This window comes from Pseudoalteromonas sp. 2CM28B (genome assembly GCF_023161935.1).
Map to the genome: position 1 here is coordinate 22,021 of NZ_JALNTH010000046.1, position 25,232 is coordinate 47,252.

At 39.5% G+C, this 25,232-nt stretch carries 30 protein-coding genes; 16 read left to right on the forward strand and 14 right to left on the reverse strand.

From position 1 onward, the window contains the following. Positions 1–31: 31 nt before the first annotated feature. Both MTN96_RS32210 and MTN96_RS32215 read right to left on the reverse strand, forming a co-directional pair. Complete coding sequence (locus tag MTN96_RS32210) at positions 32–1,096, reverse strand: AI-2E family transporter (RefSeq protein WP_248534168.1); 1,065 nt, start codon at positions 1,094–1,096, stop codon at positions 32–34. Next, positions 1,089–1,307, reverse strand: coding sequence for a hypothetical protein (locus MTN96_RS32215; RefSeq protein WP_013465251.1), 219 nt, complete (start codon positions 1,305–1,307; stop codon positions 1,089–1,091). The genes MTN96_RS32210 and MTN96_RS32215 overlap by 8 nt, the downstream gene beginning before the upstream one ends. A gap of 143 nt (positions 1,308–1,450) precedes the next feature. Here MTN96_RS32215 and MTN96_RS32220 point away from each other — a divergent pair, with 143 nt between their 5' ends. From MTN96_RS32220 to MTN96_RS32240, 5 genes are read left to right on the forward strand one after another with little or no spacing between them, the layout of a single operon-like run. Beyond that, positions 1,451–2,095, forward strand: a complete 645-nt coding sequence (locus tag MTN96_RS32220; protein WP_248474885.1) for a hypothetical protein — start codon at positions 1,451–1,453, stop codon at positions 2,093–2,095. Positions 2,096–2,107: 12 nt separating this feature from the next. Then, positions 2,108–3,565, forward strand: a complete 1,458-nt coding sequence (locus tag MTN96_RS32225) for a M48 family metalloprotease (protein ID WP_138626773.1) — start codon at positions 2,108–2,110, stop codon at positions 3,563–3,565. Positions 3,566–3,619: 54 nt separating this feature from the next. Continuing rightward, positions 3,620–3,967, forward strand: coding sequence for an arsenate reductase (glutaredoxin) (gene arsC / locus MTN96_RS32230; RefSeq protein ID WP_036982212.1), 348 nt, complete (start codon positions 3,620–3,622; stop codon positions 3,965–3,967). Next, complete coding sequence (wrbA, locus tag MTN96_RS32235; protein ID WP_036982205.1) at positions 3,967–4,521, forward strand: NAD(P)H:quinone oxidoreductase; 555 nt, start codon at positions 3,967–3,969, stop codon at positions 4,519–4,521. Before arsC ends, wrbA begins: the two co-directional genes overlap by 1 nt. Then, a complete protein-coding gene (locus tag MTN96_RS32240) occupies positions 4,518–4,970 on the forward strand; it encodes a DUF2069 domain-containing protein (RefSeq protein WP_248534170.1) in 453 nt (150 codons plus the stop codon). The genes wrbA and MTN96_RS32240 overlap by 4 nt, the downstream gene beginning before the upstream one ends. 63 nt (positions 4,971–5,033) lie before the next feature. On the opposite strand, the gene MTN96_RS32245 is transcribed toward MTN96_RS32240, so the two are convergent. Together MTN96_RS32245 and MTN96_RS32250 are read right to left on the reverse strand one after the other, a co-directional pair. Continuing rightward, on the reverse strand, positions 5,034–6,371 hold the full coding sequence (locus MTN96_RS32245) for an ankyrin repeat domain-containing protein (RefSeq protein WP_036982202.1): 1,338 nt from the start codon (positions 6,369–6,371) through the stop codon (positions 5,034–5,036). A gap of 210 nt (positions 6,372–6,581) precedes the next feature. Beyond that, a complete protein-coding gene (locus MTN96_RS32250; RefSeq protein WP_064662990.1) occupies positions 6,582–7,175 on the reverse strand; it encodes a phospholipid-binding protein MlaC in 594 nt (197 codons plus the stop codon). A gap of 246 nt (positions 7,176–7,421) precedes the next feature. Here MTN96_RS32250 and MTN96_RS32255 point away from each other — a divergent pair, with 246 nt between their 5' ends. Both MTN96_RS32255 and MTN96_RS32260 read left to right on the forward strand, forming a co-directional pair. Next, positions 7,422–7,958: an acyloxyacyl hydrolase gene (locus MTN96_RS32255; protein ID WP_069439660.1), complete on the forward strand. Its 537-nt coding sequence runs from the start codon at positions 7,422–7,424 to the stop codon at positions 7,956–7,958. Positions 7,959–8,043: 85 nt separating this feature from the next. Next, positions 8,044–8,193, forward strand: a complete 150-nt coding sequence (locus MTN96_RS32260; protein WP_083238689.1) for a DUF2897 family protein — start codon at positions 8,044–8,046, stop codon at positions 8,191–8,193. A gap of 33 nt (positions 8,194–8,226) precedes the next feature. Here MTN96_RS32260 and MTN96_RS32265 read toward each other — a convergent pair whose 3' ends face one another. Together MTN96_RS32265 and bamC are read right to left on the reverse strand one after the other, a co-directional pair. Further along, the gene (locus tag MTN96_RS32265) at positions 8,227–9,615 is read right to left on the reverse strand and encodes a YjiH family protein (protein WP_069439661.1); all 1,389 of its coding nucleotides are present in this window, start codon (positions 9,613–9,615) and stop codon (positions 8,227–8,229) included. 65 nt (positions 9,616–9,680) lie between these two features. After that, positions 9,681–10,739, reverse strand: a complete 1,059-nt coding sequence (gene bamC / locus MTN96_RS32270; RefSeq protein ID WP_069439662.1) for an outer membrane protein assembly factor BamC — start codon at positions 10,737–10,739, stop codon at positions 9,681–9,683. 355 nt (positions 10,740–11,094) lie between these two features. Between bamC and MTN96_RS32275 the strand changes: the two genes are divergently transcribed. Both MTN96_RS32275 and bcp read left to right on the forward strand, forming a co-directional pair. Further along, entirely contained in the window at positions 11,095–11,628 is a 534-nt protein-coding gene (locus tag MTN96_RS32275) for a glycine cleavage system protein R (RefSeq protein WP_013465263.1), read from the forward strand. 10 nt (positions 11,629–11,638) lie between these two features. After that, complete coding sequence (gene bcp / locus MTN96_RS32280) at positions 11,639–12,118, forward strand: thioredoxin-dependent thiol peroxidase (protein WP_024601114.1); 480 nt, start codon at positions 11,639–11,641, stop codon at positions 12,116–12,118. A 77-nt stretch (positions 12,119–12,195) separates the two neighbouring features. Here bcp and MTN96_RS32285 read toward each other — a convergent pair whose 3' ends face one another. Beyond that, complete coding sequence (locus MTN96_RS32285; protein WP_069439663.1) at positions 12,196–13,128, reverse strand: LysR family transcriptional regulator; 933 nt, start codon at positions 13,126–13,128, stop codon at positions 12,196–12,198. Between the two features lie 96 nt (positions 13,129–13,224). Between MTN96_RS32285 and MTN96_RS32290 the strand changes: the two genes are divergently transcribed. From MTN96_RS32290 to MTN96_RS32310, 5 genes are all read left to right on the forward strand, one after another. After that, positions 13,225–13,659 carry a DMT family transporter gene (locus tag MTN96_RS32290; RefSeq protein WP_069439664.1) on the forward strand — a complete coding sequence of 145 codons (435 nt, stop codon included), beginning with the start codon at positions 13,225–13,227 and terminating at the stop codon, positions 13,657–13,659. 7 nt (positions 13,660–13,666) lie between these two features. Then, complete coding sequence (locus MTN96_RS32295) at positions 13,667–14,125, forward strand: DMT family transporter (protein ID WP_069439665.1); 459 nt, start codon at positions 13,667–13,669, stop codon at positions 14,123–14,125. A 116-nt stretch (positions 14,126–14,241) separates the two neighbouring features. Next, a complete protein-coding gene (locus MTN96_RS32300) occupies positions 14,242–14,688 on the forward strand; it encodes a hypothetical protein (RefSeq protein ID WP_036982189.1) in 447 nt (148 codons plus the stop codon). A 269-nt stretch (positions 14,689–14,957) separates the two neighbouring features. Further along, positions 14,958–15,260 carry a hypothetical protein gene (locus MTN96_RS32305; RefSeq protein ID WP_069439666.1) on the forward strand — a complete coding sequence of 101 codons (303 nt, stop codon included), beginning with the start codon at positions 14,958–14,960 and terminating at the stop codon, positions 15,258–15,260. 15 nt (positions 15,261–15,275) lie between these two features. After that, positions 15,276–15,548: a hypothetical protein gene (locus tag MTN96_RS32310; RefSeq protein WP_069439667.1), complete on the forward strand. Its 273-nt coding sequence runs from the start codon at positions 15,276–15,278 to the stop codon at positions 15,546–15,548. A gap of 107 nt (positions 15,549–15,655) precedes the next feature. On the opposite strand, the gene queE is transcribed toward MTN96_RS32310, so the two are convergent. Then, positions 15,656–16,321, reverse strand: a complete 666-nt coding sequence (gene queE, locus MTN96_RS32315) for a 7-carboxy-7-deazaguanine synthase QueE (RefSeq protein ID WP_069439668.1) — start codon at positions 16,319–16,321, stop codon at positions 15,656–15,658. 145 nt (positions 16,322–16,466) lie between these two features. Between queE and queC the strand changes: the two genes are divergently transcribed. Further along, positions 16,467–17,123 carry a 7-cyano-7-deazaguanine synthase QueC gene (gene queC, locus MTN96_RS32320; RefSeq protein WP_013465272.1) on the forward strand — a complete coding sequence of 219 codons (657 nt, stop codon included), beginning with the start codon at positions 16,467–16,469 and terminating at the stop codon, positions 17,121–17,123. Positions 17,124–17,183: 60 nt separating this feature from the next. Here the strand turns inward: queC and MTN96_RS32325 are convergent, their stop codons facing one another. Further along, positions 17,184–17,633 (reverse strand): isoprenylcysteine carboxylmethyltransferase family protein, encoded by a 450-nt coding sequence (locus tag MTN96_RS32325; protein WP_013465273.1) that lies wholly within the window; start codon positions 17,631–17,633, stop codon positions 17,184–17,186. A 165-nt stretch (positions 17,634–17,798) separates the two neighbouring features. Between MTN96_RS32325 and MTN96_RS32330 the strand changes: the two genes are divergently transcribed. Continuing rightward, positions 17,799–18,041, forward strand: a complete 243-nt coding sequence (locus tag MTN96_RS32330; RefSeq protein ID WP_008110174.1) for a hypothetical protein — start codon at positions 17,799–17,801, stop codon at positions 18,039–18,041. 11 nt (positions 18,042–18,052) lie between these two features. On the opposite strand, the gene MTN96_RS32335 is transcribed toward MTN96_RS32330, so the two are convergent. From MTN96_RS32335 to MTN96_RS32355, 5 genes are all read right to left on the reverse strand, one after another. Beyond that, on the reverse strand, positions 18,053–19,066 hold the full coding sequence (locus tag MTN96_RS32335) for a hypothetical protein (RefSeq protein WP_069439669.1): 1,014 nt from the start codon (positions 19,064–19,066) through the stop codon (positions 18,053–18,055). A gap of 86 nt (positions 19,067–19,152) precedes the next feature. Further along, the gene (locus MTN96_RS32340; protein ID WP_069439670.1) at positions 19,153–19,818 is read right to left on the reverse strand and encodes a tRNA (adenine(22)-N(1))-methyltransferase TrmK; all 666 of its coding nucleotides are present in this window, start codon (positions 19,816–19,818) and stop codon (positions 19,153–19,155) included. A gap of 8 nt (positions 19,819–19,826) precedes the next feature. Continuing rightward, entirely contained in the window at positions 19,827–20,756 is a 930-nt protein-coding gene (locus MTN96_RS32345) for a class I SAM-dependent methyltransferase (RefSeq protein ID WP_036982163.1), read from the reverse strand. Then, complete coding sequence (gene uvrB / locus MTN96_RS32350; RefSeq protein WP_036982161.1) at positions 20,757–22,751, reverse strand: excinuclease ABC subunit UvrB; 1,995 nt, start codon at positions 22,749–22,751, stop codon at positions 20,757–20,759. Further along, positions 22,748–24,127 carry an MATE family efflux transporter gene (locus MTN96_RS32355; RefSeq protein ID WP_036982158.1) on the reverse strand — a complete coding sequence of 460 codons (1,380 nt, stop codon included), beginning with the start codon at positions 24,125–24,127 and terminating at the stop codon, positions 22,748–22,750. Before MTN96_RS32355 ends, uvrB begins: the two co-directional genes overlap by 4 nt. Positions 24,128–25,232 lie beyond the last annotated feature (1,105 nt).

The window sequence follows — 25,232 nt, forward strand, 5'->3', positions numbered from 1 at the left end:
TTTAGTAATTAAAGTGCGTTTACTATACCTTTTAGTTACCGAGTTCTTCGTGTTTGGATGACCAGGCATTAATAAGTGCTTTGACTAATGATGCTAATGGAATGGCAAAAAACACTCCCCAAAAACCCCATAGCCCACCAAAAAATAGCACCGCAACAATAATAAATACCGGATTTAAATCAACCGCTTCAGAGAACAATAAAGGCACCAATACGTTGCCATCGAGCGCTTGAATAATGCCGTATATAATTAAAACGGTCCAAAATTGAGTTTCTAAACCAAACTGAAACAGCGCTACTGCGGCCACTGGTATAGTTACTAACGCTGCGCCCACAAACGGAATAAGCACCGAAAAGCCTACGAGAACGCCTAAAAGCGCGGCGTAGCGTAAGTCCAGTATGGTAAAAGCAATAAACGACACAGAACCAACAATTAAAATTTCAAATACTTTGCCACGAATATAATTCATGATTTGCTGATTCATTTCATGCCACACTTGTAAAATTAAGCGGCGTTGGCGTGGGATCATTTTAGCAATGCTGGCACTGAGCTCTACTTTATCTTTGAGCATAAAAAACACCAGTAGCGGTACCAAAATAAGGTAAATTAACCATGCTACAGCGTCTTTTAATGAATTAAGCGACGCAGACAATACCACTTGGCCAAAGTCGAGAACTTTGGTTTCAACGGTTAATACAATCGATTGTACTTGCTCTGCGCTAATAAGGCTGGGGTATTTATCAGGCAGTTCGAGTAAAAACGATTTACCTTGTTCGACCATATGCGGTGTTTCTTGGACTAGGTTACTGCTTTGCTGCCAAAGCACAGGGCCTATAACCAATATTAAAGTGAGCATAATGCCAATAAATATCAGCATTACTATGCTGGTGGCAGTAAAACGCTTAAGGCCAAACCGTTCTAAGTGAACCACAGGCCAATCTAATAAATAAGCTATGATCAGTGCCACTAACACAGGCACAATTAATGGGCCAAAAAAATACAACATGGCAACCAGTGCCAACAATAAAAAAAGTAAAGTGACTGAATCAGGATCAGAAAACTTTTTTTCATACCATGCTTTTACATATTCAAACACGTAACGGCTCCACTAATAACAACCCCTGTTGTTTATTTAACTTGTAATAATACGCTTTTTTTTGCAAATATCGTTCAATATCATCAGTGTTTTGTTCTTGTGAGATATTAAAGGTAATTGCTTGTTTTAACGATATTGCATCACGCAGCCCTAATTTAAACTGAATAAATTGCTGTGGGCATTTATAAGCGCGTAAATTTAGCTCTAGCATACTCGTTTCGCTACCTATTCACATTAATAATAAGTCCTATAACAGGGCCAATTGAGATTAACCGCAGTTAAATTTAACTTTTTCTTAAAACAACCTCTGCAATGGTTTATCCTTATAGCATCGTTAGCTATCAGGATACGTTAATGCCTAATTCGCATAATAAAGCGCAATTGCCTAGCAATCCAACTCTCAAAGAAATTAATTGGTTTAAAAAGCAAATTAATTGGGGGGAGCTGCCGCATTTTTATCATTTAGTGGCTTCGTCGGTAAGTGAATGTGAAAGTATTTTAGATCACGGATTTGATAATGCCATCAAGCGTATTATCGACAAACGCAATTGGAATTTAGAAGCGCTGGGAATAGACCCCAACGAACTTTATGAAAAAGAAAGCAATAACAAACCACGAATTTCACTGCATCAAGTGTTTACCGAGCGTGGTTTTGAATTACAAGCCTTCCCTTTTTCTAATGATACCGCCATCGATAGATACGCACGACATGATGAGACAATGGAGTTTAGGTTATGGGATCCATTGACCATGAAAACCGTTATTCGCATTAATCAATTACATAAATTTATTGGCTTTTACTTAGACCAAGGCGATGAAGCAGATAAAGCGCTTATATTACATTCTCACAAAGTGGTTCATAAAATTATTGCTTTTTTACAAACTCAATTGAACATTGTTAAGGTTGATGGGGTCACAATAAAGGCGTTTTATCAACTATGTGAAAAGGACAGCCGTTTATATAGACATGATCCTTCAAGTGCCCCTGATAAAAAATAAACAAGGAATATAATGCAGCTAAAATCAGCCTTTATCACTTTATGCAGTGCAGCGCTTACGTTTAGCCTACTGATAAGTGAGCCGTTAAAGGCACAAACCAATCTTCAACTGCCCGACTTAGGCACTTCAGCCTTAAAAGCACTACCAATTGAAAAAGAAAAAGCGATTGGTGAAGTGATGATGATGCAGATCAGAGGCTCATCGCCTTTGATTAACGACCCGGTGCTTGATGAATACCTAACAACCTTAGGTAGAAAGTTAGTTGCTAACGCCAATGATGTGCGTTTTGGGTTTTCATTCTTTTGGTTAAATAATCCCGAAATCAATGCATTTGCATTTTATGGCGGCCATGTTGGTGTACACACCGGATTAATAGCCCAAGCCGATAACGAGAGTCAATTTGCATCGGTTCTTGGCCACGAAATAGCACACGTCACCCAGCGCCACTTAGCAAGGCGCATTCAGCAGCAACAAGATAATAGCGGGCTTACTATTGCAGGCATGATTGCTGGTATTTTAGCCGCGGTTGTAGCCCCTGATGCCGGTATGGCTATTATTTCAGCCAGCCAAACACAATCAGCTTTCAGTCAGCTGACACATAGCCGTTCTGCCGAACAAGAAGCAGACAGAATGGGCATGCAAACCCTCAACAACGCAGGGTTTGATGCCAGAGCATCAAGTGAATTTTTAACTAAACTTGCCGCACAAATTCGTTATAAATATAAACCACCGGCGTTTTTACTCACTCACCCTCTTCCTGAAAGTCGTGTGTCAGATGTTCGCCTTCGTGCCGAGCAATACCCTAAACGCCAGGTAAGCTCGAGCCTTGATTTTGACTTAGCAAAAAGCCGAGTCCTGGCGCGTTACGATAACAAACCCGAAAACGCAGAAGCCTTATTTAGAAAGTTAATGCGCGAAAACACCTATAACAACGTAGCATTACAATACGGTTTAGCTATTAGTTTGCTTGATCAAAAAAAGACGGATGAAGCACAACCTATTCTTGATGAGTTATTGGCAGACGATCCTAAAAACTTATTTTATATTGATACCAAAACAGATTTACTCATTGCACAAAAAAAAGCCGCAGAAGCTGTTAGTTACTTAAGCGAGCTAAATAATTATCGGCCAAATAACCAAGTGATCACCTTAAATTACGCCAACGCGGCATTAGAGGCTGAGCAATATGAGTTAGCTGAAAATATATTAAAGTCGTTTTTACTGGAAAAACCCGATCACAATTTAGGCAAACAGCTTTTAACTGACGCCTACAAAAAACAAGAAAAATTGGCGGCCTACCATGAAGCCAATGCCGATGTATTATCTCAGTATGGCGCGTATTTAAAAGCGGCCGACGAAATACAAAAAGCGCTTAATTTTGTAGAGCCAAGTGAAGATGTTAAGCAACAGCGCTTAAAAGCGTTACTCACACAGTATCGGTTATTGCAAAAAGAGCTTGCGAGGCTTTAAGTCTTTAGTGAGTTCACCTAAAATAGCCACAATTTATACTTTGGATGTATTTTTATGTCAGTTACTATTTATCATAATCCGCGTTGTTCAAAATCACGCGAAACCCTTAACCTATTACAAAGTAAAAACATTGAACCGAGTGTTGTTGAATACTTAAAAACACCGCTTTCTCATGAGCAAATTAGTACCTTAGTTTCTCAACTTGGGTTTAATTCGGCACGAGATTTGATGCGCACCAAAGAAGAGCAGTACAAAGCGCTTAATTTAAAAGATGAAAATAGCGAGTCAGAGCTTATTGATGCCATGGTCAATCACCCAAAACTAATTGAGCGCCCTATTGTAGTAAATAACAATAAAGCCGCCCTAGGTCGCCCGCCTGAAAACGTATTAAGCGTTCTATAATGAGCACAACCATCGTGGTGCTGTATCACTCAAGCCATGGCTCAGTAGAAGCCATGGCACATGAGATTGCAGAGTCAATAGAGCAACAAGGTGCAACTGCATTACTGCGTACTTTTGTGGCTAAAAACCCGCATGACATTGTGATCAGTAAAGATGATTTAGTTGCCTGTGACGGGCTTGCATTTGGTACGCCGACCCGCTTTGGCATGATGGCCTCACAAGCAAAAACGTTTTGGGAAACCACCAGCGATCTTTGGCTCAAAGGCCAACTTATCGATAAACCTGCCTGTGTGTTTTCATCATCAAGCAGTATGCATGGTGGCAATGAAGCAACCCTACTCAATTTGTCATTGCCTTTGTTACACCATGGGATGATGTTGATGGGCGTACCCTACGATGTACCTGAGTTGCTCGGCACCGAAACAGGAGGAACACCTTATGGCGCCTCTCACGTTGCAGGTAGCAATAACAGCTCAACCCTAAGTCAAGACGAAATTAAAATATGTCAAAGCGTAGGAAAACGCCTGACTCAAGTTGCGAGTAAACTTAAATGATTCAAGCAAGCGAGCCTGCTAAAAAACCGATTACCATTAAATTTCAGCGCCTAGCCTTATTTGGTTATATTGGTCTGCTTATTTTAATGCCGTTATGGATGTTTGTATTAGCCCCTAGAGACGGTCACAGTAACACCTTTCTTTTCTTAGTGTATGTATTGCCACTATTACTGCCATTAAAAGGCATATTACAAGATAAAACCTACACCTATGCGTGGGCTAATTTTATTGTTATGTTTTACTTTATTCATGGCTTTACATTGCTGTGGGTCGCACAAGATGAGCTTATATGGGTATTGCTTGAGTTATTATTTGCCTCATCTATGTTTATTGGCTGTACTTATTATGCGCGCCATAGAGGGCAAGAACTTGGGCTTAAAATTCGCAAGCTTAAAGATGAGCTCGCTGAAGAAAAAGCTGCACACGAGCACGATAAAAACAATTCGTAATAAATACCCAACAATGCAAAAACGCGCTAATTAGCGCGTTTTTTTGTAGCAAAACATTAACTTTTAAACTAACTCGCTTAAAGCTGCCAACCCTACAATACAGGCTAAACCTAGTTGTGCAACAAGACTAAAAACCGACATCATTCGTATTAAAAACAACCCCCATGGGTGTTTTACATGCGGGTACAATGAGCAACGCTTTAAGTTCGTTGCAAAGAAAAAACACACCACCGCCGTCATGGTCATAAAAAGAGTAAGCTCACTTTTTATAGTGATGTTTTCATCAAAAAAGAAAAATAACTGTAGCGGTAATAATAAAGCCACAAGCGCATGTAGCACATGCACCTTTTTAATTCGCTCTAGCTGCCCCTCTGGCGATAACTCTTTAATACCAAAGTCACGCTCAAGGCACTTAACTAAGTTGCTGGCTTTTATACTAACCGCTAATCGGTAACAACTTAACCCCTCGTTATTTCGCGCTCTAAAGTCATACCCTGCTTTGAGCAGTAAAATCATTAACGATTCGTTTTTACTTATCACCGCGTAATGCAGCGCCGTATTACCTTGGTCGTCTACCGCTTTTTTATCTTGGTACTGCAGGAGTGTTTCTACTACATTTACGTAGCCTTTTTCTGCCGCCCACATAAATGCTGTTTTATTACCTTCATCGGTTAAGGTGCCCGTGGCGCCTTGCTCAATAAAGCGCATTGCCATGGTTTGCTTAGCTTTTTTCTTGTTTAAATGCGCAAGTAAGGCATTTTCTAAAAGCACAATAGAATCAACATCAGGAGACACCTGAGTTAACAAAGTAAAGTAATCTTTGCCAGCAGCCACTTTTTCGCTGGTCAGCTCTGCTAAGTGGTCAATATCAGCAATCGACTGGGGAATATGCGCACTTAAACGCTCTCTAAAATCGACCTCTTTCCAAATAGCTAAGGTATCTGCAGCTGAGAGCTTTGCACCTTGCTCTAGTGCATGCTCTATCAGAGTAAAAAAGCGTTTACTAAAAAATAAGCTAATTAAAGAAAGTGGCGTTTCAATGTTATTTTGTGCCGACACACTTGCGTACTTTTCAAGTCGCTGACACAGCATTAGCACAATATTTTCTATGCTGTAATCATTGGCAAAATAATGCTCTTTCAGTGCAGCAATATACTCTTGTGCGTTTTCATCATATTCAGAAATATGCTGAAAATAACACTCTTCGAATGGCTCTAAGGGGGTTAACCAGGTTAAATAATAAATTGGGGGTAAAACAGTGGTGCATACACCATTATCTTCTTCAGTAGAGCGACAGGCGGGCCAAGCTTCTAAAGCATCTAAAATGAAGGCACCGTTTTGCTCAACCAGCCCTTTGACCAGTAACGGGTATTCCTTTGGCCAAATTAGTACATTTTCCATTAAAACAACACAACTCCAGTGTAGCTCGGGTGAGTAGTCAGTTATAACAGTATTTAGCTGACACCACGCTTAATCAAAGAAGCCAATATTCTACCACAGCTAGGTAGCCAAGCTAGCGTAAACTCATGCAATATAGGCCAAAATACAAAAGCAGCTAACAACATACGTCATTAGCTGCTTTTAAGGTTGGAGCTGTTAATTGCAAAAGTACTAACTTTGCTGAAGTTCTGCTGTGACTTGGTCTAATCCCACATCAGAAATACGTTGAATGATCTCTTTTTGCTTAGCACTGAGTAACGAAATTCCCTCTGCAACAATATCGTATACTTTCCACTGGTTGTTGTTACCTAAACGCAATTTAAAGTGCAAATCAATGGTTGGCTTATTCGGTTCAATAATTTGCGTTTTTACCGTAGCAAATTTAGAGTCGCTTGCAGCAGCGTCTTGCTCAAATATTACATCCTGCCCTGTGTACTTCATGAGCGCACCGGCATAAGTCCCTGTTAAGTAATGCTCTACAGCATTAATAAACGCAACACCTTGGTCACGGTTAATACCTTTAATATGCTTACCTAATAATTTAAACGACACAAACTTAACATCAATATGTGGCATTAAACGCTGCTGAACAATTAACGACATGGCTTCTTTGCTGGCATCGCCTTTCGCATTTACCTGTCCAATATCGTTAAATAATGATTCTGCTACAGTTTGCAATAACTGCTTAGGTGATGGCTGCGTTTGTGCATACAAAGTGCTACTGAAAAAAACAGCAATAACCACTAAAAGCTTTATAAGTTTCATAAAAAATGCATAGTTTAAATAATTAATTTAAGCGTAATTTACGCAAATAACAGGCAATAAAAAAGGCATAAATAAGCAACTTATTAATGCCAAATTGGCACCAATTGAATTAATTAAATAAATTCAATTGGTTAAATAAATCAGTTAACAAGCCATATACAAGCGGCTTTTTGTCCTCATTGAAAACAGTAATTCACCGCCCTTATTATCCCTTTACTATTTTGACTTAAACCCTAGTTGGCCGTTATGAAAACCTCATACAACAGACTTTTAGTTCTTGCTTTTACCCTGTTTATATTGGCTACCAAAGCCGCTTATGCATCCTCTAACCATGGTTATGCCGTCGATTTATTAAAAGGAGAAGGCAATGTAACAGGGGCAAAGCTTGCGTATCAATATCACCCTCAAGGAATGCAAAACTTTGTCGGCGATGCTCGTTTTTATTTAGAAACCAGCGTTAACGTGTGGCAATACCGCCATGATCAACAATCACAATCCAACGTGGTCTTGGCTGTGTCACCGGTGGTGCAATTTCCAGTATTTAGTGTATACAACACCCCCTTTTATGTAGAGGCAGGTATTGGTTTTTCATTACTTGATGAGCGCTATTTTGCTGGTAAAAACCTAAGTACTCACTATCAGTTTGAAGATAGGATAGGCCTAGTGGCAGATTTTGGTGAAACTAATGTAGCGCTGCGAATTATTCACTATTCAAACGCCGGATTCAAAGCGCCCAACCCAGGTATTAACTTTTTAACGTTATCGGTGGCACAACGGTTTTAATTGCTTATTTACAGCCCTAGAGAGGATTGCAGCTTTTATTTAAAGTGGTCATAATTATCGCTTAATAAAAAATAAGAGCATCGCAATGCAAATTTGGCAAATCGTACTCGTTATCGTGATTGTACTGGCTATTGTTATCGGCAATTTAGTACTGCTGCGTTTAAGTGCAAAAAGCGAGTTTAAACCCTCAGCACCACGCTCATCTACGCAAAGCAAAGAAACAAAAAAGCCCTGAATAATCAGGGCTTTTTTTCGTTTAAATGATTACTTAGCCAACTAACCAGTGTGCCATTAAGGCAATAACAGGCAAGGTTACTAAGGTTCTGAGAATAAAAATAACAAATAGCTCAAAAATATTAACCGGTATTTTACTACCCAATAAAAGTGCGCCCACTTCAGACATATAAATAAGTTGCGTTACACTCATTGCCGCAATAATAAAACGTGTTACATCGCTTTCAATTGAGCCTGCGGCTAGAATAGACGGGATAAACATATCTGCAAATCCAACCATAATCGTTTGTGCCGCCATTTCAGCTTCAGGTATTTGTAGCAATTCTAAAAATGGAATAAACGGCATACCTAAATATTGAAATATTGGCGTGTACTCAGCAATAATTAACGCAAATGTACCCACAGCCATTACCACAGGTAATACTGCAAACACCATATCAAATGCGTTATGTAAGCCCTCTTCAATTGTGCCTTTAAAACCTGGTGCTTTTTCTGCTTTAGTTAATGCAACATCAAGTGAATGCTTAAGTAATGTTTTGCCTTCAGGAACCAATTCAGCGTTTCCATCGGGCTCTTCACCATCAATAAGCACGTCCTTTTTAAACCGCAGTGGCGGTAAACGCGGAACAATTATCGCAGCCACTACACCCGCTAAACACACGGTTAGGTAAAAAGGTGCAAATAAGTATTCAAGCTTTACTTGGCCAATAACAACCAAACAAAAGGTAATTGAAACAGCTGAGAAAGTGGTACCAATAATCGCAGCTTCACGTTGAGTATAATATTTATCTTCATACTGACGCGCAGTCATTAAAATACCGACGCTACCATCACCTAACCATGAAGCAACACAGTTAACTGCACTGCGCCCTGGTACGCCAAATAATGGGCGCATTACTTTAGTAAGTAAGGTACCCACAAGCTCAAGTAAACCAAAGTTAAGTAATAACGGCAGTAATAAGCCCGCTAAAATAAACACCGAAAACAACACCGGTAATAAATCTTTTAATACCAGCAAGCCGGTATTTTCTGAGGTAATAGCATGCGGCCCAACTTGAAAATAAGTTAAAAGCACAAACACCATACCTAATAACCGTGTTACTAACCAAATCCAACTCACATTAAACAAATGATTTAATAAGCGAAATTTGGTTAAGCTTTTCGGTTTAAACACACTAAATACCAACGACATAACGCCAGTAATACAAATAATCGTCGCTATTAACCCAAGCGCTATTTGACTAAATAAAGCTTGAATTGCTTTTGCCATTACCGCAATAGGAATCGTCATTATTTCGCCAGACGGTACTGGCGTCATAAACAAAAACACACCGATTAATGAAGGAATTAAAAAAACCAACCATATTTTCAAATCATAACTTTTTTGGACCGGTGCTGGGCGTGATGAATCTAACTGAGACATATTTTCAACCTGTAAAAACCACAAAAAGAGCAAAAAGCTCTTTTTGTGGGAAGTATTTATAATTATTAAATTTTAATACCGCGCTTAATTAGCGCCGCTTCTAATGCTTGTTGTAACCCATTCATTGTACCTGGTTCAAGTGTTTCGCCTTTGTCATCCATCCACGTTAGACTGGTGCCACCTTGTTTGGTTTTACTAACCAAAATTTGGTATTGACCTTCATCAATTGGAAGCTCTATTGGTTCATCGCCCCAAATTGAATCCCACACACTGGTTTCTACTTTCGCATAATCTGCTGTAATTAAACCTGTCTCTTGGTTTATTTCAACAATAGTAAAAGATAAACGCTCTAAGAATCCAGAAAAGCGATCGAATACCGTATCGTTAGCCTGCTCAGTAACAAGTGCGGCATTGCCTTTGTTATCAAACCCGAGTTCTAACGAGATGATCCCTTGGCGCTTACGCATATCAACTTCAAGCTGACGGTAGCGGTAATCAAACTCACTCACTACTTGGTTAAGTGCACGCACTTCAAGCTGTTGTTTTAATAAATCAGTTAGCGGCTTATCACCTTTAAAATCAATAAGCTCAGCGGTTAACGAGGCTGTGCGTTGGTGTTCTTTTTCTTCAATGGTAAATTTAAAACGCTCTAAATCAACGCTTTCATCATTGCCCCATAACCAGCTTTCTTCAGGCTTTACAATAGCGTACCAATCGGTTACAAGTGTTCCTTGCGTTTTATCTTGCTGTGTTGCACTAATGTTATTATCAGCAAGCACCGCTTGAATCGAATCCCAAATAAACACATCTAAATCTTCAATGCCGTCATTTTTATCAAAATAAATACGCGCTTGTTTATCTGCTTCCTCAACCCAACTGCCTTTAGCAATGGTTAAAACTTGCGCCGGCGGACGATAGTTTGTTGCCTCCGGATTATTATCATATTGACCCACATCCATTTTATAAACAGGATCTTGAGCGGGTTGAGATAACGATGCAGGCGCTTTAACCGGCTCATGGGCGCGGTAATTACGCTCATTATGAGCATCACTTGTAAATACACTACATCCTGACAAACTTACCAATACACTTACTGCTAGTGCTTTTGGGATCCAATACTGCACAGATAATTCTCCTTAGCATACCCTTGATTGTTTTAACAAATATATGAGTGGGTAATGCCGATTTGGTTCAGTGTAAAATCAATATTAACTTTACATTTATAATTTGCTTGCCTAACTGCATTCAGCCTATGAGATAATAAATGGACTAGGCAACAAATAGACACATTTTTGCTATGGTACTTTCACAAGCTTGTAAAAACAAGAAACACTGCACTATTAACCGCCTAAAATTAACCGCTGCTATAGTTTAACGCGGGTTTTGTGTTAAACTTTGCCGCTGTGCAACGCTACGTATTTATTTTTTTGTTGCCAAGTCGGTTGTTTTCATCCAAGTAACTTAGGTACTTTAAAACCCATGACTGCATTTTCAAATCATCAAATTGTTTTAACAGCAATTGGCGAGGATAGATCGGGCATCGTCAGTGAACTTACGCAACTCGTAAGCGATTGCCACTGTAATATTATAGATAGCCGTATTGCAATTTTAGGCAACGAATTCACCTTTATTATGCTACTTAGCGGTGATATGTCAGCCATTAGCCGCATAGAGCATACATTACCCACCAAAGGCATGGAGCTTGGACTGCTCACTATGATGAAGCGTACTTCAAGCCATAATCAAAGCGAGTTTTGTGCAGGCTATACCTTAGAATATACCGGCATAGACACCCCTGGCACATTGAGTAAAGTAACGCGTTTTTTTGCAGATAATAATATTAATATTTGCTCATTAAAATCAGACACCTACGAAGAAGAAACTGAGCTAAAAATGCGTTGTGAACTTGAATTTAATATTCCCGTTGACGTTGATATTGACCAATTTAAAATTAGTTTTGAAAACCTTTCGCACGTTTTAAACGTAGATTACATCTTTCGACGTATTCGCTAAGGAGTTTAGCATGAACAAAATTACCCCATTACAAAGTGGCGACACAGCACCGGCTTTTAGCTTACAAAACCAAAATGATGAAACCGTCGTGCTCAGCGAGTTATTAAAAGAAAAACAAGTACTGGTGTACTTTTACCCTAAGGCGTCAACGCCTGGCTGTACCGTACAAGCCGAAAACCTGCGTGACCAACAAGCAGAACTTGCCAAATTTAACACCCATGTAGTTGGCATAAGCCCAGATCCGATTAAGCGTCTTAAAAACTTTGAAACAAAAAAAGAGCTTAACTTTGACCTACTTTCAGATGAAGATCATGCCATTGCTGAGGCATTTGGGGTGTGGGGCTATAAAAAGTTTATGGGCAAAGAGTACGACGGTATCCACCGCCTCACTTTCTTAGTAGGCCAAGACGGTAAAATTAAACACTTGTTTGATAAATTCAAAACCAAAGATCACCACCAAGTGGTATTAGATTATTTAGCAGCTGAATAAAGGCTAAACAAGATAAAAATAAAAGCGTTGCTCAAGGGTAACGCTTTTTTGGTTTTTAAAGCACCAAATCAATTAAGCTATTGTTGCCAATAAAGCGGTTCACCGAAAACATCGGCAAAGTAATCAATAAGCGCCCTAACATTTAAAGGGGCATAGCGTGTGTGTGGATAAATAGCCGCTATTTGCTGAGGCTCTGTTTTAATTGCTGCATCATAATTAGGTAACACCTTTACTAAAGTACCCGCCTTTAAATGCTCACCAATAAGCCAATCAGGAAACAGCACTAAACCCATGCCTTTTAATGCACAAGTTAATAATGTATCCGCATTATTTGAGACAAGTAATGGTGCAACAGAGTAATGAGCCCATGATGCATTTTTAGCTTTAAACAGCCAACGATTTGCACCTGAAGAACCTTTATAAATTAAACATTGATGATTTTTAAGTGCAGATGGATTAGTAATTTTAGGGTTGTTTTTCAAATACGCTGGTGAGGCTGCTAAATGATACACTTGTGTACCAAATACGCGCGCATGTAACGAAGAATCGGTTAACGCACCGATACGAAATATAACATCGGTGGCATCACGATGCGGGTCAATAAAGTCATCAGTAAGTGTTAACTCTATTTGTAAGTTTGGATAGCGAATACTTAACTCAGATAACCAAGGAGCAATGTGCCTTTGGCCAAAAAATACAGGCGCATTAATTCTAATTAACCCGGTTGGTTCGAGCGTTCTGTCTTGCAGCTCTTTTCTCGCGTCATTCATTTGCTCGGTGATTGTTTGTGCATAATCTAAAAACAACCGACCCGCTTCTGTTGGCACAACAGCACGGGTATTTCGATAAAAAAGCTGCTGCCCTAGTGCATCTTCTAATTGTTGAATAGTCCGTGAAATATTTGACGCAGACACCCCCTCCCGCCTAGCCACCTCTGAAAAACTATGGGTATTAAAAACACCGATAAACGTAACGAGTGTTTTAATGCTCACTGTATTTATGTCATTCATTTGTGCAGTTCCTGCAAAAGTCACTTCTGGATTGTAGCGTTTTTCTGGCTTATTAGCTGGGTTAAAATGGTATTAATTACTATTTGGAGGATATAAATGCAATTTCTATTAATATTACTGACCTTTATGGGCGGTATGGGTTTGTCCGTAGAAGCGGGGTTATTAGGGCCTTTGGGTAGTGAAGTGGGTGAACTGTGGGCCACATTTAGTATATTTGCGGTTGGTGCCGCCTTAACATTTTTGCTAATGCTGTTTTTTAGCCCTCGGAATAGTCCTTCATTTTTTAGCCAGCCCCCTTCTTTATTATTAGGTGGCGTGCTTGGCCCTGTTTACTTGGTTATTTTAACAATTGCAACGCCAAACATCGGCATAGCCATGACAATGATCGGCATACTCGCAGGGCAAATTTTCAAAAGCTTAATTATTGACCATTACGGTTTGTTTGGCACTACTGAACGCAAAATTGACGTTAAACGCATTATTGCTTTGGCGTTTATTATTATCTCTCTGGTTTTTATGGCACAAGGATAAACTCACTATGACTATTATTATGATTTTTCTAGCTGTAATTGGTGGCGCAACATTAAGCATTCAAGCAGCCTTAAACGGACGACTAGGCGGTAACGTCGGTGTTTTTAAAAGTGCTTTTTTAACCTTTTCTGTTGGTGCACTGGTAACCGCACTGCTTATATTTTATTTTGAACCAAATCATGCTGTAACCTTAATGGATGTACCAAAATGGCAGCTACTTGGTGCCATGTGTGGCATACCATACATTGTTATTATGGTGCTTGCAGTGCAAAAAATAGGCACAGCGGTGGCAACCGTCGCGGTTATTTTTGGTCAACTAACCATGAGTGTATTAATTGATAATTTTGGCTGGCTTGGTAATGAGGCTATTGTATTGTCACCCAGTCGACTAGCGGCGTTAGTGTGTTTAGCCATTGCATTATTTTTTATTTATTCAAGCGGTAAAGTTGAAAACAAAAAATCGTAGTATAAAACTAAAAAAACGTTGCTCAAAGGCAACGTTTTTTATTACTTTAGCACTTTAAACTTTGGCATCGCGGCCGATAACAACATCAATAAACATACTATTATGGATAATAAACCGTGATACAGCTAAATAAACACTCAGCCTTTTACGTTAAAATTACAGCCGAAAAAACAAATATTGCACTACAAACAAAAGACACAACAAAAAATCAGGACAACACTGATTATCAATTATCAGACAAAGAACGCAATAAACTCTCAGGAAAAAAGGCTGAGCAAAATGCTGAAAAAACAGCAAGTTCAGAAATGCCTGAATATATCGCAAAAATGATAGAGCAACTTAAGGAGCTCAAGCAGCTGCTTGAAGAACAAAAAGAGCAACTCACTCAATTACAAGCTCAATCGGACCAAGAAGACGAGGCAATACAGGCACAAATTGAAGCACAAGCAAACATCGTTTCATCAACACAATCTCAGGTAATTGCGCTCGTGCAAATGATCGGCCAAGCCATGAAGGATGCAGGTATTACAGACGCGGGGGCACTTGTAAGTGCCATTGTTTGAATTTTCAGAGCAAAGATTTCAATAATAAATAGCCTACCCTAGCGGTTAAAAACTACGCTGTGCTTGCGTTCTCACTCTCCATCTAACAGTGCTTGCTGATAAATTTTATTAAACTGTTCAGCAGGTAAGTCAGCCGTAAAGTGGTAGATAAGCGCTTTATACTCATCGCTTTGAATAATTTTTTGAGAGTGTATTATTAAAGTTCTGCATAAATTTCATATAACAAGTTGTTAAAACTTTATAGGTTTTTCAAAAAATGGAGTTTGAAAATGCGAAAAGAGTTCGAATTCACGGTCAAGGGTCATAAAATTAAAATTGTTAACTCATGGTTTGGTGGTGCAATACTATATGTTGATGGCGATTTTCGTGATCAAGATTCTACTTTTATTGCTAATGGCAAAACGGCACTTCTTTCAGCTAAACTTGCTGACTTTGGTATTTTAGAGATTTTCCCCATATCTGCTTTAATATCTATAGAAATGGATGCATTTTTAATTACGGACGATGAAAGGTTGCAAGTATACAGCTCACATAAGCGTTTAACCTTAGCACAGCAGCGATTAGCAAAATAAACACATAGGTAAAATATGAAACTATTAATGGCCCCTTTAATACTCATTATTGCTGGATGCAGTAGTGTTGCGCAAAAAGATGAACAATATTCGCCGTGCTCTGAGGCGTGGTTTAACTATGTTGAGCAGCAAATTAATACCGGTGACGGTTATGGACATGGGCCAGACATTGGCTCTTTAGAATGGCGCTCTGTGATCATGTTTAAACTCGGTATTAGAGATAAGCCAAATGTACCAGAATTAAACACACAGCTGTGGTGTCAGTTTATTGATGAAAATTATATTTAAAGCCAGCTTAACTTTATGAGTTAAAATTTGTTTAGTTAGGTTGGGTTTATAACCCAACCTTGTATCTACGTTATATAACTTAACGCAGAGCAGCTTACAGCTGCTCTTTAACTAATCCCCAAATACTTATGTACTTGAATTGATAAGCGCCAGTTTTTAGCGATACAAGTATCAATGGCTAATTTAGTGGCTGAGGCTTTTTGGCTGATTGGCTGTAAATATACCAGTTTTGGGTTTACGCCGGTGGCGGTAAATAGCTCTTCCAGTTCTTCTACGTGTTTTTGCATAGCAACTGGGTGTTTAATTTCATCGGCGCGTTGCATGGCACTACTGAGTACTTTGTAGCCACCACGCATATTAATTTTTGGCGATACCGTGACCCACGTTTGTGCAGGGGCGAGTATTTCGAAGGTGCCACTGGTTTCTATTTGTGTGCTAAAGCCATGATCATGCAGTAAATTACATACTGGGTTCAAATCATACATGCAAGGTTCGCCACCGGTTATAACAACATGCTTGGCGGTATAGCCACGGGACTTAAATAATTCAAGTACCTGCGCTGCGCTGGCCTCAGCCCAATGATCTGAGTCGGCTTTTTTTTCTACCGTGTCATCAAGTGATACTTTATATACGTTATCAACATCCCAGGTTTGCTTTGTGTCGCACCATGAACATCCCACAGGGCAACCTTGCAGGCGTAGAAAAATAGACGGCGTACCAGTAAAACTCGCTTCACCTTGAATGGTTTCAAACACTTCATTAATTTTGTACAAAAGAAATCTCACTTACAACCTGACGGCAAAATTGTTACTATTAGAAATCACAAAGCACGATGCAAAAATTGTCATTTATGCCTTGGCCGTGTAGTATATCGCGCCCTGATATAAACCTCTATCAAAACTAAAGAGCAAACCACGTATGACGCAAAAAGTAGTTGTTATTTATTCCGGCGGTATGGACTCATTTACTGTATTAAATAAAGCCCTGCAGCAAGGCCATGATGTTTATGCCCTCTCGTTTGATTATGGTCAGCGTCATGTTAAAGAACTTAAAGTCGCCGCCAGCGTATGTGAAAAGCTAAATGTACCGCACAAAATTGTTGATATATCGGCAATTAATCAGCTTATTGGTGGTTCGTCGTTAACAGACGATATTGATGTGCCAGAAGGCCATTACGAAGAAGAAAGCATGAAAAGCACCATTGTTCCTAATCGCAACATGATTTTACTTTCTTTAGCGGTAGGTTATGCGGTGTCGCTTAAAGCAAGCAAAGTATATTACGGTGCGCATTCGGGCGATCATGCTATTTACCCAGATTGCCGCCCTGAGTTTGTTAAAAAGATGGATGATGTGTGTCGTATTGCAAATTACGATGCGGTAGAAATTTTTAGCCCGTATTTAAATAATACTAAAATCGATATTTTAACCGATGGTATTAAAATGGGATTAGACTACAGCCAAACATGGACCTGTTATAACGGTCGTGATAAGGCCTGTGGCAAATGTGGCGCTTGCCAAGAACGTTTAGAAGCCTTTGAGCTGAACAACGTAACTGACCCGCTTGAATACGAGTAAAGTTTAAAATAAGCACACTATAAGGCTACCAAGGGTAGCCTTTTTTAGCATGAAAAAACATTAAAGCCAGCGTTTTACCCGCGATTTGTAATCCTCAAATTGCTCACCAAATAACTGATGTAACGCCCGCTCTTCGGGAATGATTTGAAACAGCGTTAAATAACCAACGTAGCCCACAATACCTAAAAAAGCCCAAATAGAGCTTAGCCACACGCCCCACCCCGCCAGTATAAAAGCAAAGCCTAAATACATAGGGTTACGTGAGAGTTTATATACCCCTGAGGTAACTAAGCTTGTTGCTTGCTCAGGTTTATTTGGTAGTACCGTGGTTTTGGCTAAACGAAAACTGACGACCCCGGCAATACAAAAGAAACAACCTATAGCGACTAATCCTAATGCTAGGTAAGTTATGAAGGCGGTAAAGTCTATTACTGTGTAATGCGCAATCAGTGCCATAACAGCAGCGAAAAATACCACAACGACAACCGGTGGGATTTTATTATTTAACATACCTATTCCTTGTATCGATTAAAAAAACTACATGGTTATTATATGGTGGCGGCACAAATAATAACAATGACTTTATAAATACAAATAAAGTTACAATTAATTAGCTTTATCGGCGCTTAATTATGGTTATAATTTAAACTTAAAATAAAATTAAAGGAAGTAATTATGTCTGGCACAACAATGATAGTTCTCATTGTACTTATTTCTGTCGGTTCGGGGGTTATTTACGATATGTATAAAAAGCACCTTGAGTTTAAACATAAAGTACAGGACAACAACCAAGACGCACACAAACAACTAGCTGAGGTAACCGCTCAAGTGAGTGAACTTAAACAACGAGTACAAACACTTGAAGCCATTGTTACCGACTCAAGCTATAGCGTAAAACAAGAAATAAACAAACTATAGCCGTCCCTTAGTTATAAATAATTAGGGTATAAATGTGCATTTTCTGGCTGCTCTATACCATGGGCAGCTAAAAACCCGCCAATGGCTTGTCCACACCCTTGAGGTGCCCTGCCGCTGTCTATTTCAAAGTTTAACTGATTCGCCTCTTGCTTACCCATAGAACATAAACTAACTGAACTTGGTGAACGCATGGCAATACTTAGCTCCCCTACCTGCTCTGCGTGTACATCTTTACTAAAGCGCGCAAAGCCTTGGTATTTAAAATGCTCACTCACATACTCGTTACTTACAGCAACCAGTGCGGCAATAAAGCTATGTAAAAAGCTGTTGGTTGTTGCATTAGGTGCTAAAAATGACAAGGTTTTATTATTAAATTCGCTTAGCTGACAACTATCGCAATGAAGTTTAACCGTATACACCTGCTCACCGGTGATTATTGCTTGGCAGTTAATTAGCGCAATTTTATTATCCGCAAACACCAGGCGCTCAATCAGGTCGTTCAATGGAATATTTTTAAACGATGTGCTTTTAACAAGCTCAGGGTTTTGAGCCATAACGGGTAAGTCATGATGATTATTAAATGGCGTGCTGGTTGCGCCTTGATGCTGCAGCTGAAAAAGCTCTCTTACTTCATGCTCGCGTGCCACTTTCAATGCTAAAAATGCTGTTTGAATAAGCTCTGAGGTTGGCAAATTTTGCTCTACTGGCCAGCGACGACCAAACAGTAACTTTTTTGCTTTGTTCTCAGCACGGTAATTATCTGGACTAAGTACCGCCACTTGCAGATAAATATCACTGTTTTTTTCTGCAGCTAACACACTAAAGTGAGTAGAAAAACTAATGTCGTTAAGCACTTCATTAACGCTGGCTAGCGTATGTTTGTAACGTAAAAAATGCTGGGGAACAATCCAGTTATTATTGGCCAATTGCACTAACGGTGCATACGAAATCGGTTGCTCGTAACTGTGTTGCCACTTTTGCCCATCGCCCAATAATGGATCAATTTTTATATTTTTATCTGACATATTTAAACCAAATAAATCCGCCTGATGGCAAGATATTAACTATGAAGCACTTTACGTAGTTAATCACAAAAACCGATCACACTGACTTAGCATTCAAATACTCGTTGATACTCTGTTATAACTTTTTGATAGTAAAGTCTATCTTTATTGAGCATTCGAGTATAATGGTTAAGCAATTGCTGCTGATATTGATGATGTTGTGGATTGTGTTTATCCCACATTTGAGCACCGGTTTGAGTGAGTGTTTGGCTGGCATTTACACTAACGTGTAATACTTCGTAAAAACGTTTGTTTTCAACAATAATTTGCTCGTTTTCGAGCTTTAAATTACAGGCTTTTAAACCTGCACGCACTTTGTAAAGATGCTGAATGGGGCAAATAATAAAACTGAGTTGGTGCAAGCTTTGCGGGTTGTTGGCAATAATTTGTTCAATAAGCTTTAAACATAAATCGCCCCCCACACCAGCAATAACCACCACTTGCTTTGCAGCTGTTGGCAGTTTAATTTGCGCAACATCTTCGCAGCGCACTTGCCATGAAGGTAAAGATTTACCTTGCTCAAATTGTTGCAGCGACTGTTCGAGCGCTTCCATTAACGTTGGAATAATATCCACAAAATTTATATGTTTTGCTATACCGCGCTCAAGTAACGCCATCCCTAAAAAGCCATGATCGCAGCAACAATCCCAAACAATATCGTAAGGCTCTGTAATTAATGAATTGATGGCGTTTAAACGTTTACTCAGTTTCATTTAACTCACTATGTTTTTGTTTTGTACACCAATGCTTTTAAGCTTTTATCGCTATCAATTTCAATAAAGCGATCAGTCGGTTCTAGGCGTTTAACAAACTCAATAGCACCTTGAGTATGTTCTTGAATAAGTGCTTTAAAGTCATTTTCGGAAAGCTCTGGGCTATTAGCGCATAACAACAGCTGTGTAGTGTCGTTTAAAAGCTCAGGGAGTCTGCGCAGCACTTTTTGGTAGTCTTTTGTTAATATAAAACTGCCTTTTTGAAAGCTGGGTGGATCAACAATAATTAAATCAAACGGTGCGGCTTTTTTTAGCTTACCAAACGACTTTAAAATATCATGCGGTAAAAAACTGACGCCCCTATCAACATTGTTTAATTGATGGTTTTGCTTACCGACTTTTAACACGCCCTTGCTCATATCCATGTTCATCACATGATCGGCACCGCCGTGCATAGCCGCTACCGAAAAACCACAAGTATAAGAAAACAGGTTAAGTACTTTGGCATGTTTACTATTGTGCATGACAAACTCACGGCCTTTTCGCATATCTGGAAAAATACCGGTGTTTTGCTTACTCATTAAATCAACCAAAAAACGCACACCATTTTCGGCTACGCTATGGCGCGCGGGCAATTGCCCATGCACTAAGGTATTGTGGCTTTGCAGCCCCGCTCGCTGCTGATATACCAATGCAGTAATTAGCTCTGGATGATGTTGTTGTGCCCACTGCCATAACGTATCGGTGAGCGTAGTGAGTGTAACCTCATCAATTTCACTGTATGACACCAAAAACAAACTCGGTGGATAAAAGTCTAAGTTAATATGGCTTAGCGCTTCTACGCTGTGGCCGCGACCATGAAATACGCGGCATAATTCGTTATCTGCAAAAGGCGTGTCTGCTAATGCATTAATAAGAGGAGTAAAATCGATTGTCATTTAATTAATCAACTGTTGTTGTAGTTCATGTATTTCGTCGCGTACAGTGGCAGCTTTTTCAAATTCTAAATCACTGGCGTAGGCATGCATTTTGGTTTCAAGCTGCTTAATTTGCGTGGCAATTTCTTTCGCACTAAGAATTTTTTTAGACTCTTTACGAATAAGCTGCAAGTTATCTTGTGGTGAGGCATCTTCACCTACATCCATTACATCAAGTATCTTTTTAACCAAGGCACTGGGCTCAATACCGTGCTTAACATTATAAGCGTGTTGTATTTCTCGGCGTCGGTCAGTTTCTTCAATGGCTTTGGCCATCGATTTAGTGATTCTATCGCCGTATAAAATAGCACGACCATCAAGATGGCGAGCAGCACGGCCTATGGTTTGAATAAGCGAGCGAGCTGAACGTAAAAAGCCCTCTTTATCGGCATCTAAAATAGCAACTAGTGCCACTTCTGGCATATCTAAGCCTTCACGTAGTAAGTTAATGCCTACTAACACATCAAACACGCCGGCTCGTAAATCACGAATAATTTCAACCCGCTCTACAGTGTCTATGTCAGAGTGTAGGTAGCGTACTTTTACATTATGTTCGCTTAAATAATCAGTTAAATCCTCAGCCATGCGTTTGGTCAGGGTTGTTACTAACACGCGCTCTTTTGCTTCAACACATTTGTAAATTTCTGAGAGTAAATCATCAACCTGATCGCCTACCGGGCGAACTTCAATAACAGGGTCAAGTAGGCCGGTTGGACGAATAACTTGCTCTGCAACTTCGCCGTTGCTGCGCTCTAATTCAAAGTCACCCGGGGTAGCCGATACATAAATGGTTTGTGGTGCAATGGCCTCAAACTCTTCAAAACGCAGTGGCCTGTTATCCATAGCTGAGGGCATTCTAAAACCATATTCAACGAGGTTTTCTTTACGGCTTCTATCGCCTTTATACATGGCACCAATTTGCGATACGGTTACGTGCGATTCATCAATAATCATTAATGCATCATCGGGTAAATAGTCCAGTAATGTTGGCGGTGGATCGCCAGGTGTACGCCCCGATAAGTAACGACTGTAGTTTTCAATACCGGAGCAATAACCAAGCTCGGTCATCATTTCTATGTCGTATTGGGTACGCTGAGCTATGCGTTGCTCTTCTACTAACTTATTAGCGCTGAGCAATTGTGCTCTGCGCTCTTTAAGCTCAACTTTTATTTTTTCGATGGCTTCGAGAATTTTTTCTCGTGGCGTTACATAGTGAGTTTTAGGATAAATAGTGGCACGCACTATGTGTTTTTCGACGGCACCGGTTAGAGGATCAAAAATACTTAGGCGTTCAACTTCATCATCAAACATTTCTACACGCACTGCATAGGTGTCTGATTCAGCTGGAAATATATCAACAACTTCACCACGAACGCGGTATGTACCGCGACTAAAATCAATATCGTTTCGCGTATATTGTAGCTCTGCAAGACGGCGCAGCATGTCACGTTGGTCGACCTTTTCACCCACTTTTAAAAGCAGCATCATTTTCATGTATGAATCAGGATCGCCCAGACCATAAATCGCCGATACCGATGCAACAATTATAGTATCGCGACGCTCTAACAGCGCTTTAGTGGCGCTGAGCCGCATTTGCTCAATGTGTTCATTGATGGATGCATCTTTTTCAATAAAGGTGTCACTGGCTACCACATAAGCTTCTGGTTGGTAGTAATCGTAGTAAGATACAAAGTATTCAACCGCATTGTGTGGAAAAAATTCTTTCATCTCGCCGTATAATTGAGCCGCTAAGGTTTTATTGTGCGCCATAATAATAGTGGGGCGATTTAAATCACTAATGATATTAGCCATCGTGAAGGTTTTTCCCGTCCCTGTTGCACCTAATAAGGTTTGATGAGCAAGCCCTGCTTCTAAACCTTCGCACAACTGAGCGATAGCGGTAGGCTGATCCCCAGCGGGTTTAAATTTTGATTCTAACTGAAAATGATCGCTCAATGACTACACTCCTGTAATGCTTGACTGCTTAACGCTTCAATTTCTTTCATAAACCACTTGTAGGCTACAAATGCTGTAAATAAATTACCAATGGTCGCGCCAATAAACAAGCCGATTAAGCCTGCAAGTTCGTTCCCGATATACGCAAAGGGAATATAAAAAACAAACAACCGAATAACGCTCAAAACTAAGGCGTTCATGGGTTTGTGTAAAGCGTTAAACGAGGAGTTGGATAAAATGATCACTCCTTGCAAGCCATAACTTAATGGGATGGTATAAATAAACAATTTTATAACATCAACAACGGCTTGCTCTTTACCAAATATTTCACTAATGACGCCAGAAAACATAATTAATAAAATATAAATAACAAACTGCCATAACATCACAAATTTTAAGGTTCCTAGGTAGGCATCCTTTACGCGAGAAAAATGACTCGCTCCAAAGTTTTGACTAATAAAAGGGGGCAAGGTCATCGACAAGGCTAATACCACTAAACTCGCTATTGATTCTATTCGACTCCCTACCCCAAAAGCAGCCACGGCTTCGGGGCCATGATGAGCAACCAATGCCGTCATTACTGCCATAGCAACTGGGGTGAGCATGTTAGCACCCGCTGCCGGTAAACCAATTTTTAAAATTTTACGAATTGCACCAATAACAGTTTGTTTGCCCGCTTTTAAACTAAGCAACTGCTTTTTAACAATTAATATGTAAAAAATAATCGCCACTCCAACTGCCCAAGCTATAACACTGGCAATTGCAGCCCCTTTAATGCCTAATGCGGGAATGGGACCAAAGCCAAAAATCAGCATGGGATCGAGTACAGCATTTATAAGTCCAGCTCCCCCCATAATAATACTCGGTGTTTTAGTATCGCCACTGGCTCGCAGTACAGAATTACCAATCATTGGGGTAATTAAAAATACACTGCCTAAAAACCAAATACTGATATATTCATGAATTAGCGGGAGTACTTGCTCCCCTGCCCCAAGCAACGTAAATATGGGATCAATCAATAAATAGCCACTAGCAGATAAAATTAATACTAATATTACCGCTACCAACAACGAAACACTGGCATCAAAGCGCGCTTCTTCTAAATTGTTACTGCCTAATGCTTTTGCAATAACCGCAGAAGTCCCTATGCCTAAACCAATTGCTAAACTAATCACGGTAAAAGTAACAGGAAATGTAAAACTAACTGCAGCAAGCGGCTCTGTACCCAATAAACTAATAAAAAAAGTATCAACTATGTTGAACATCATCAGGGTAATCATCCCAAAGATCATTGGAACGGTCATTTTCTTTAACGTAGGCAAGATTGGAGCAGTGAGTAAATCAGGGCGAGTATGTGATTGAGAATGTGCGCGCATAAAATAAATAAGCCTCTTTTACTGAGCTGCATATTTTAAAGCATCCGGAGAGTTCAAGCCATGCTTTATTAAATCTAAACAACTAAATCAGCCTTTAATCTACAAACTATTACTTTTACGCTGTTGTAAATAAATTTTGTACAAACACATTAAAAATCAAATTAAATACACTTATGTAACTTTTGCAACATTTACCTTTTAGATTTTGTTGCTTTATTACACAGTTAGCGATGATGCTTTATCGTCACGAAAAATTTTATTTATCGTTTAGGTGGCTATCTAAGCTGAATCATAAGCCTTTGTTTTTTTAATATATAAAAAAAAGCTTTTTAATACTTGAAATCGTTGTAGCGCCCTACAATGCTGGAGGTGCTGATGTTCTTAAAGTTTCATAAACAGAGTTATCCACAGAAACCGTGGATAACTCAATCAACCCCACGTTTATAAAGGGCTACAACGTGGTGCTAAATTGTTAGATCATTTGGTTTTTTCCGTTACCAATATGCAAACAGCGTTGTATGCCTCCGTTATGTGTATGAAGGTGATCTTTTCTTAGGCTAATATCAGTGAGTAACACATTCAAACAGGTAGCCAACTCATTGATTGTTTTATTTTTGTACAAGGCATTGCTGCAGTCAAAATTTATATTATGTTTTAGCGCTAATTTTAGTTTACGTAACTAATACGCATTTAGTTCAACCGTTTTAACGTACCAAAATAAAAAGGAACCATTTATTTTAAATAAGTTAATTATCGCTTTATAAAAATACAGGAAATAGAACGCGTTTTTGCTATTAAAAGCCGTTTTCTTAAATTTTACTCATCACTTTATTGCCTAAATTACAAACTTCATGCAAATATTGCCCTGTTTTTATAAAACAATATCACTGCGCTTTACTTAAATAGTGTTACAAAACGCGCAGATTGCACATAAAAACAACGAATAGACCTCTTTTTTGAATTTATGATCTTTTATATGTTGACACTTTGCTATGCGGTCATTAATATTTCGCCCCGTTGAAAGGCAAGACGCTTCCCCCTTAGCTCAGTTGGTTAGAGCGACGGACTGTTAATCCGCAGGTCCCCCGTTCGAGTCGGGGAGGGG

Coding starts and splice junctions, on each gene's coding strand:
- MTN96_RS32215 (WP_013465251.1), bottom strand. CDS start 1,307: ATGCTAGAGCTAAATTTACGCGCTTATAAATGCCCACAGCAATTTATT.
- MTN96_RS32220 (WP_248474885.1), top strand. CDS start 1,451: ATGCCTAATTCGCATAATAAAGCGCAATTGCCTAGCAATCCAACTCTC.
- MTN96_RS32225 (WP_138626773.1), top strand. CDS start 2,108: ATGCAGCTAAAATCAGCCTTTATCACTTTATGCAGTGCAGCGCTTACG.
- arsC (WP_036982212.1), top strand. CDS start 3,620: ATGTCAGTTACTATTTATCATAATCCGCGTTGTTCAAAATCACGCGAA.
- wrbA (WP_036982205.1), top strand. CDS start 3,967: ATGAGCACAACCATCGTGGTGCTGTATCACTCAAGCCATGGCTCAGTA.
- MTN96_RS32240 (WP_248534170.1), top strand. CDS start 4,518: ATGATTCAAGCAAGCGAGCCTGCTAAAAAACCGATTACCATTAAATTT.
- MTN96_RS32245 (WP_036982202.1), bottom strand. CDS start 6,371: ATGGAAAATGTACTAATTTGGCCAAAGGAATACCCGTTACTGGTCAAA.
- MTN96_RS32250 (WP_064662990.1), bottom strand. CDS start 7,175: ATGAAACTTATAAAGCTTTTAGTGGTTATTGCTGTTTTTTTCAGTAGC.
- MTN96_RS32255 (WP_069439660.1), top strand. CDS start 7,422: ATGAAAACCTCATACAACAGACTTTTAGTTCTTGCTTTTACCCTGTTT.
- MTN96_RS32260 (WP_083238689.1), top strand. CDS start 8,044: ATGCAAATTTGGCAAATCGTACTCGTTATCGTGATTGTACTGGCTATT.
- MTN96_RS32265 (WP_069439661.1), bottom strand. CDS start 9,615: ATGTCTCAGTTAGATTCATCACGCCCAGCACCGGTCCAAAAAAGTTAT.
- MTN96_RS32275 (WP_013465263.1), top strand. CDS start 11,095: ATGACTGCATTTTCAAATCATCAAATTGTTTTAACAGCAATTGGCGAG.
- bcp (WP_024601114.1), top strand. CDS start 11,639: ATGAACAAAATTACCCCATTACAAAGTGGCGACACAGCACCGGCTTTT.
- MTN96_RS32285 (WP_069439663.1), bottom strand. CDS start 13,128: ATGAATGACATAAATACAGTGAGCATTAAAACACTCGTTACGTTTATC.
- MTN96_RS32290 (WP_069439664.1), top strand. CDS start 13,225: ATGCAATTTCTATTAATATTACTGACCTTTATGGGCGGTATGGGTTTG.
- MTN96_RS32295 (WP_069439665.1), top strand. CDS start 13,667: ATGACTATTATTATGATTTTTCTAGCTGTAATTGGTGGCGCAACATTA.
- MTN96_RS32305 (WP_069439666.1), top strand. CDS start 14,958: ATGCGAAAAGAGTTCGAATTCACGGTCAAGGGTCATAAAATTAAAATT.
- MTN96_RS32310 (WP_069439667.1), top strand. CDS start 15,276: ATGAAACTATTAATGGCCCCTTTAATACTCATTATTGCTGGATGCAGT.
- queC (WP_013465272.1), top strand. CDS start 16,467: ATGACGCAAAAAGTAGTTGTTATTTATTCCGGCGGTATGGACTCATTT.
- MTN96_RS32325 (WP_013465273.1), bottom strand. CDS start 17,633: ATGTTAAATAATAAAATCCCACCGGTTGTCGTTGTGGTATTTTTCGCT.
- MTN96_RS32330 (WP_008110174.1), top strand. CDS start 17,799: ATGTCTGGCACAACAATGATAGTTCTCATTGTACTTATTTCTGTCGGT.
- MTN96_RS32335 (WP_069439669.1), bottom strand. CDS start 19,066: ATGTCAGATAAAAATATAAAAATTGATCCATTATTGGGCGATGGGCAA.
- MTN96_RS32340 (WP_069439670.1), bottom strand. CDS start 19,818: ATGAAACTGAGTAAACGTTTAAACGCCATCAATTCATTAATTACAGAG.
- MTN96_RS32345 (WP_036982163.1), bottom strand. CDS start 20,756: ATGACAATCGATTTTACTCCTCTTATTAATGCATTAGCAGACACGCCT.
- MTN96_RS32355 (WP_036982158.1), bottom strand. CDS start 24,127: ATGCGCGCACATTCTCAATCACATACTCGCCCTGATTTACTCACTGCT.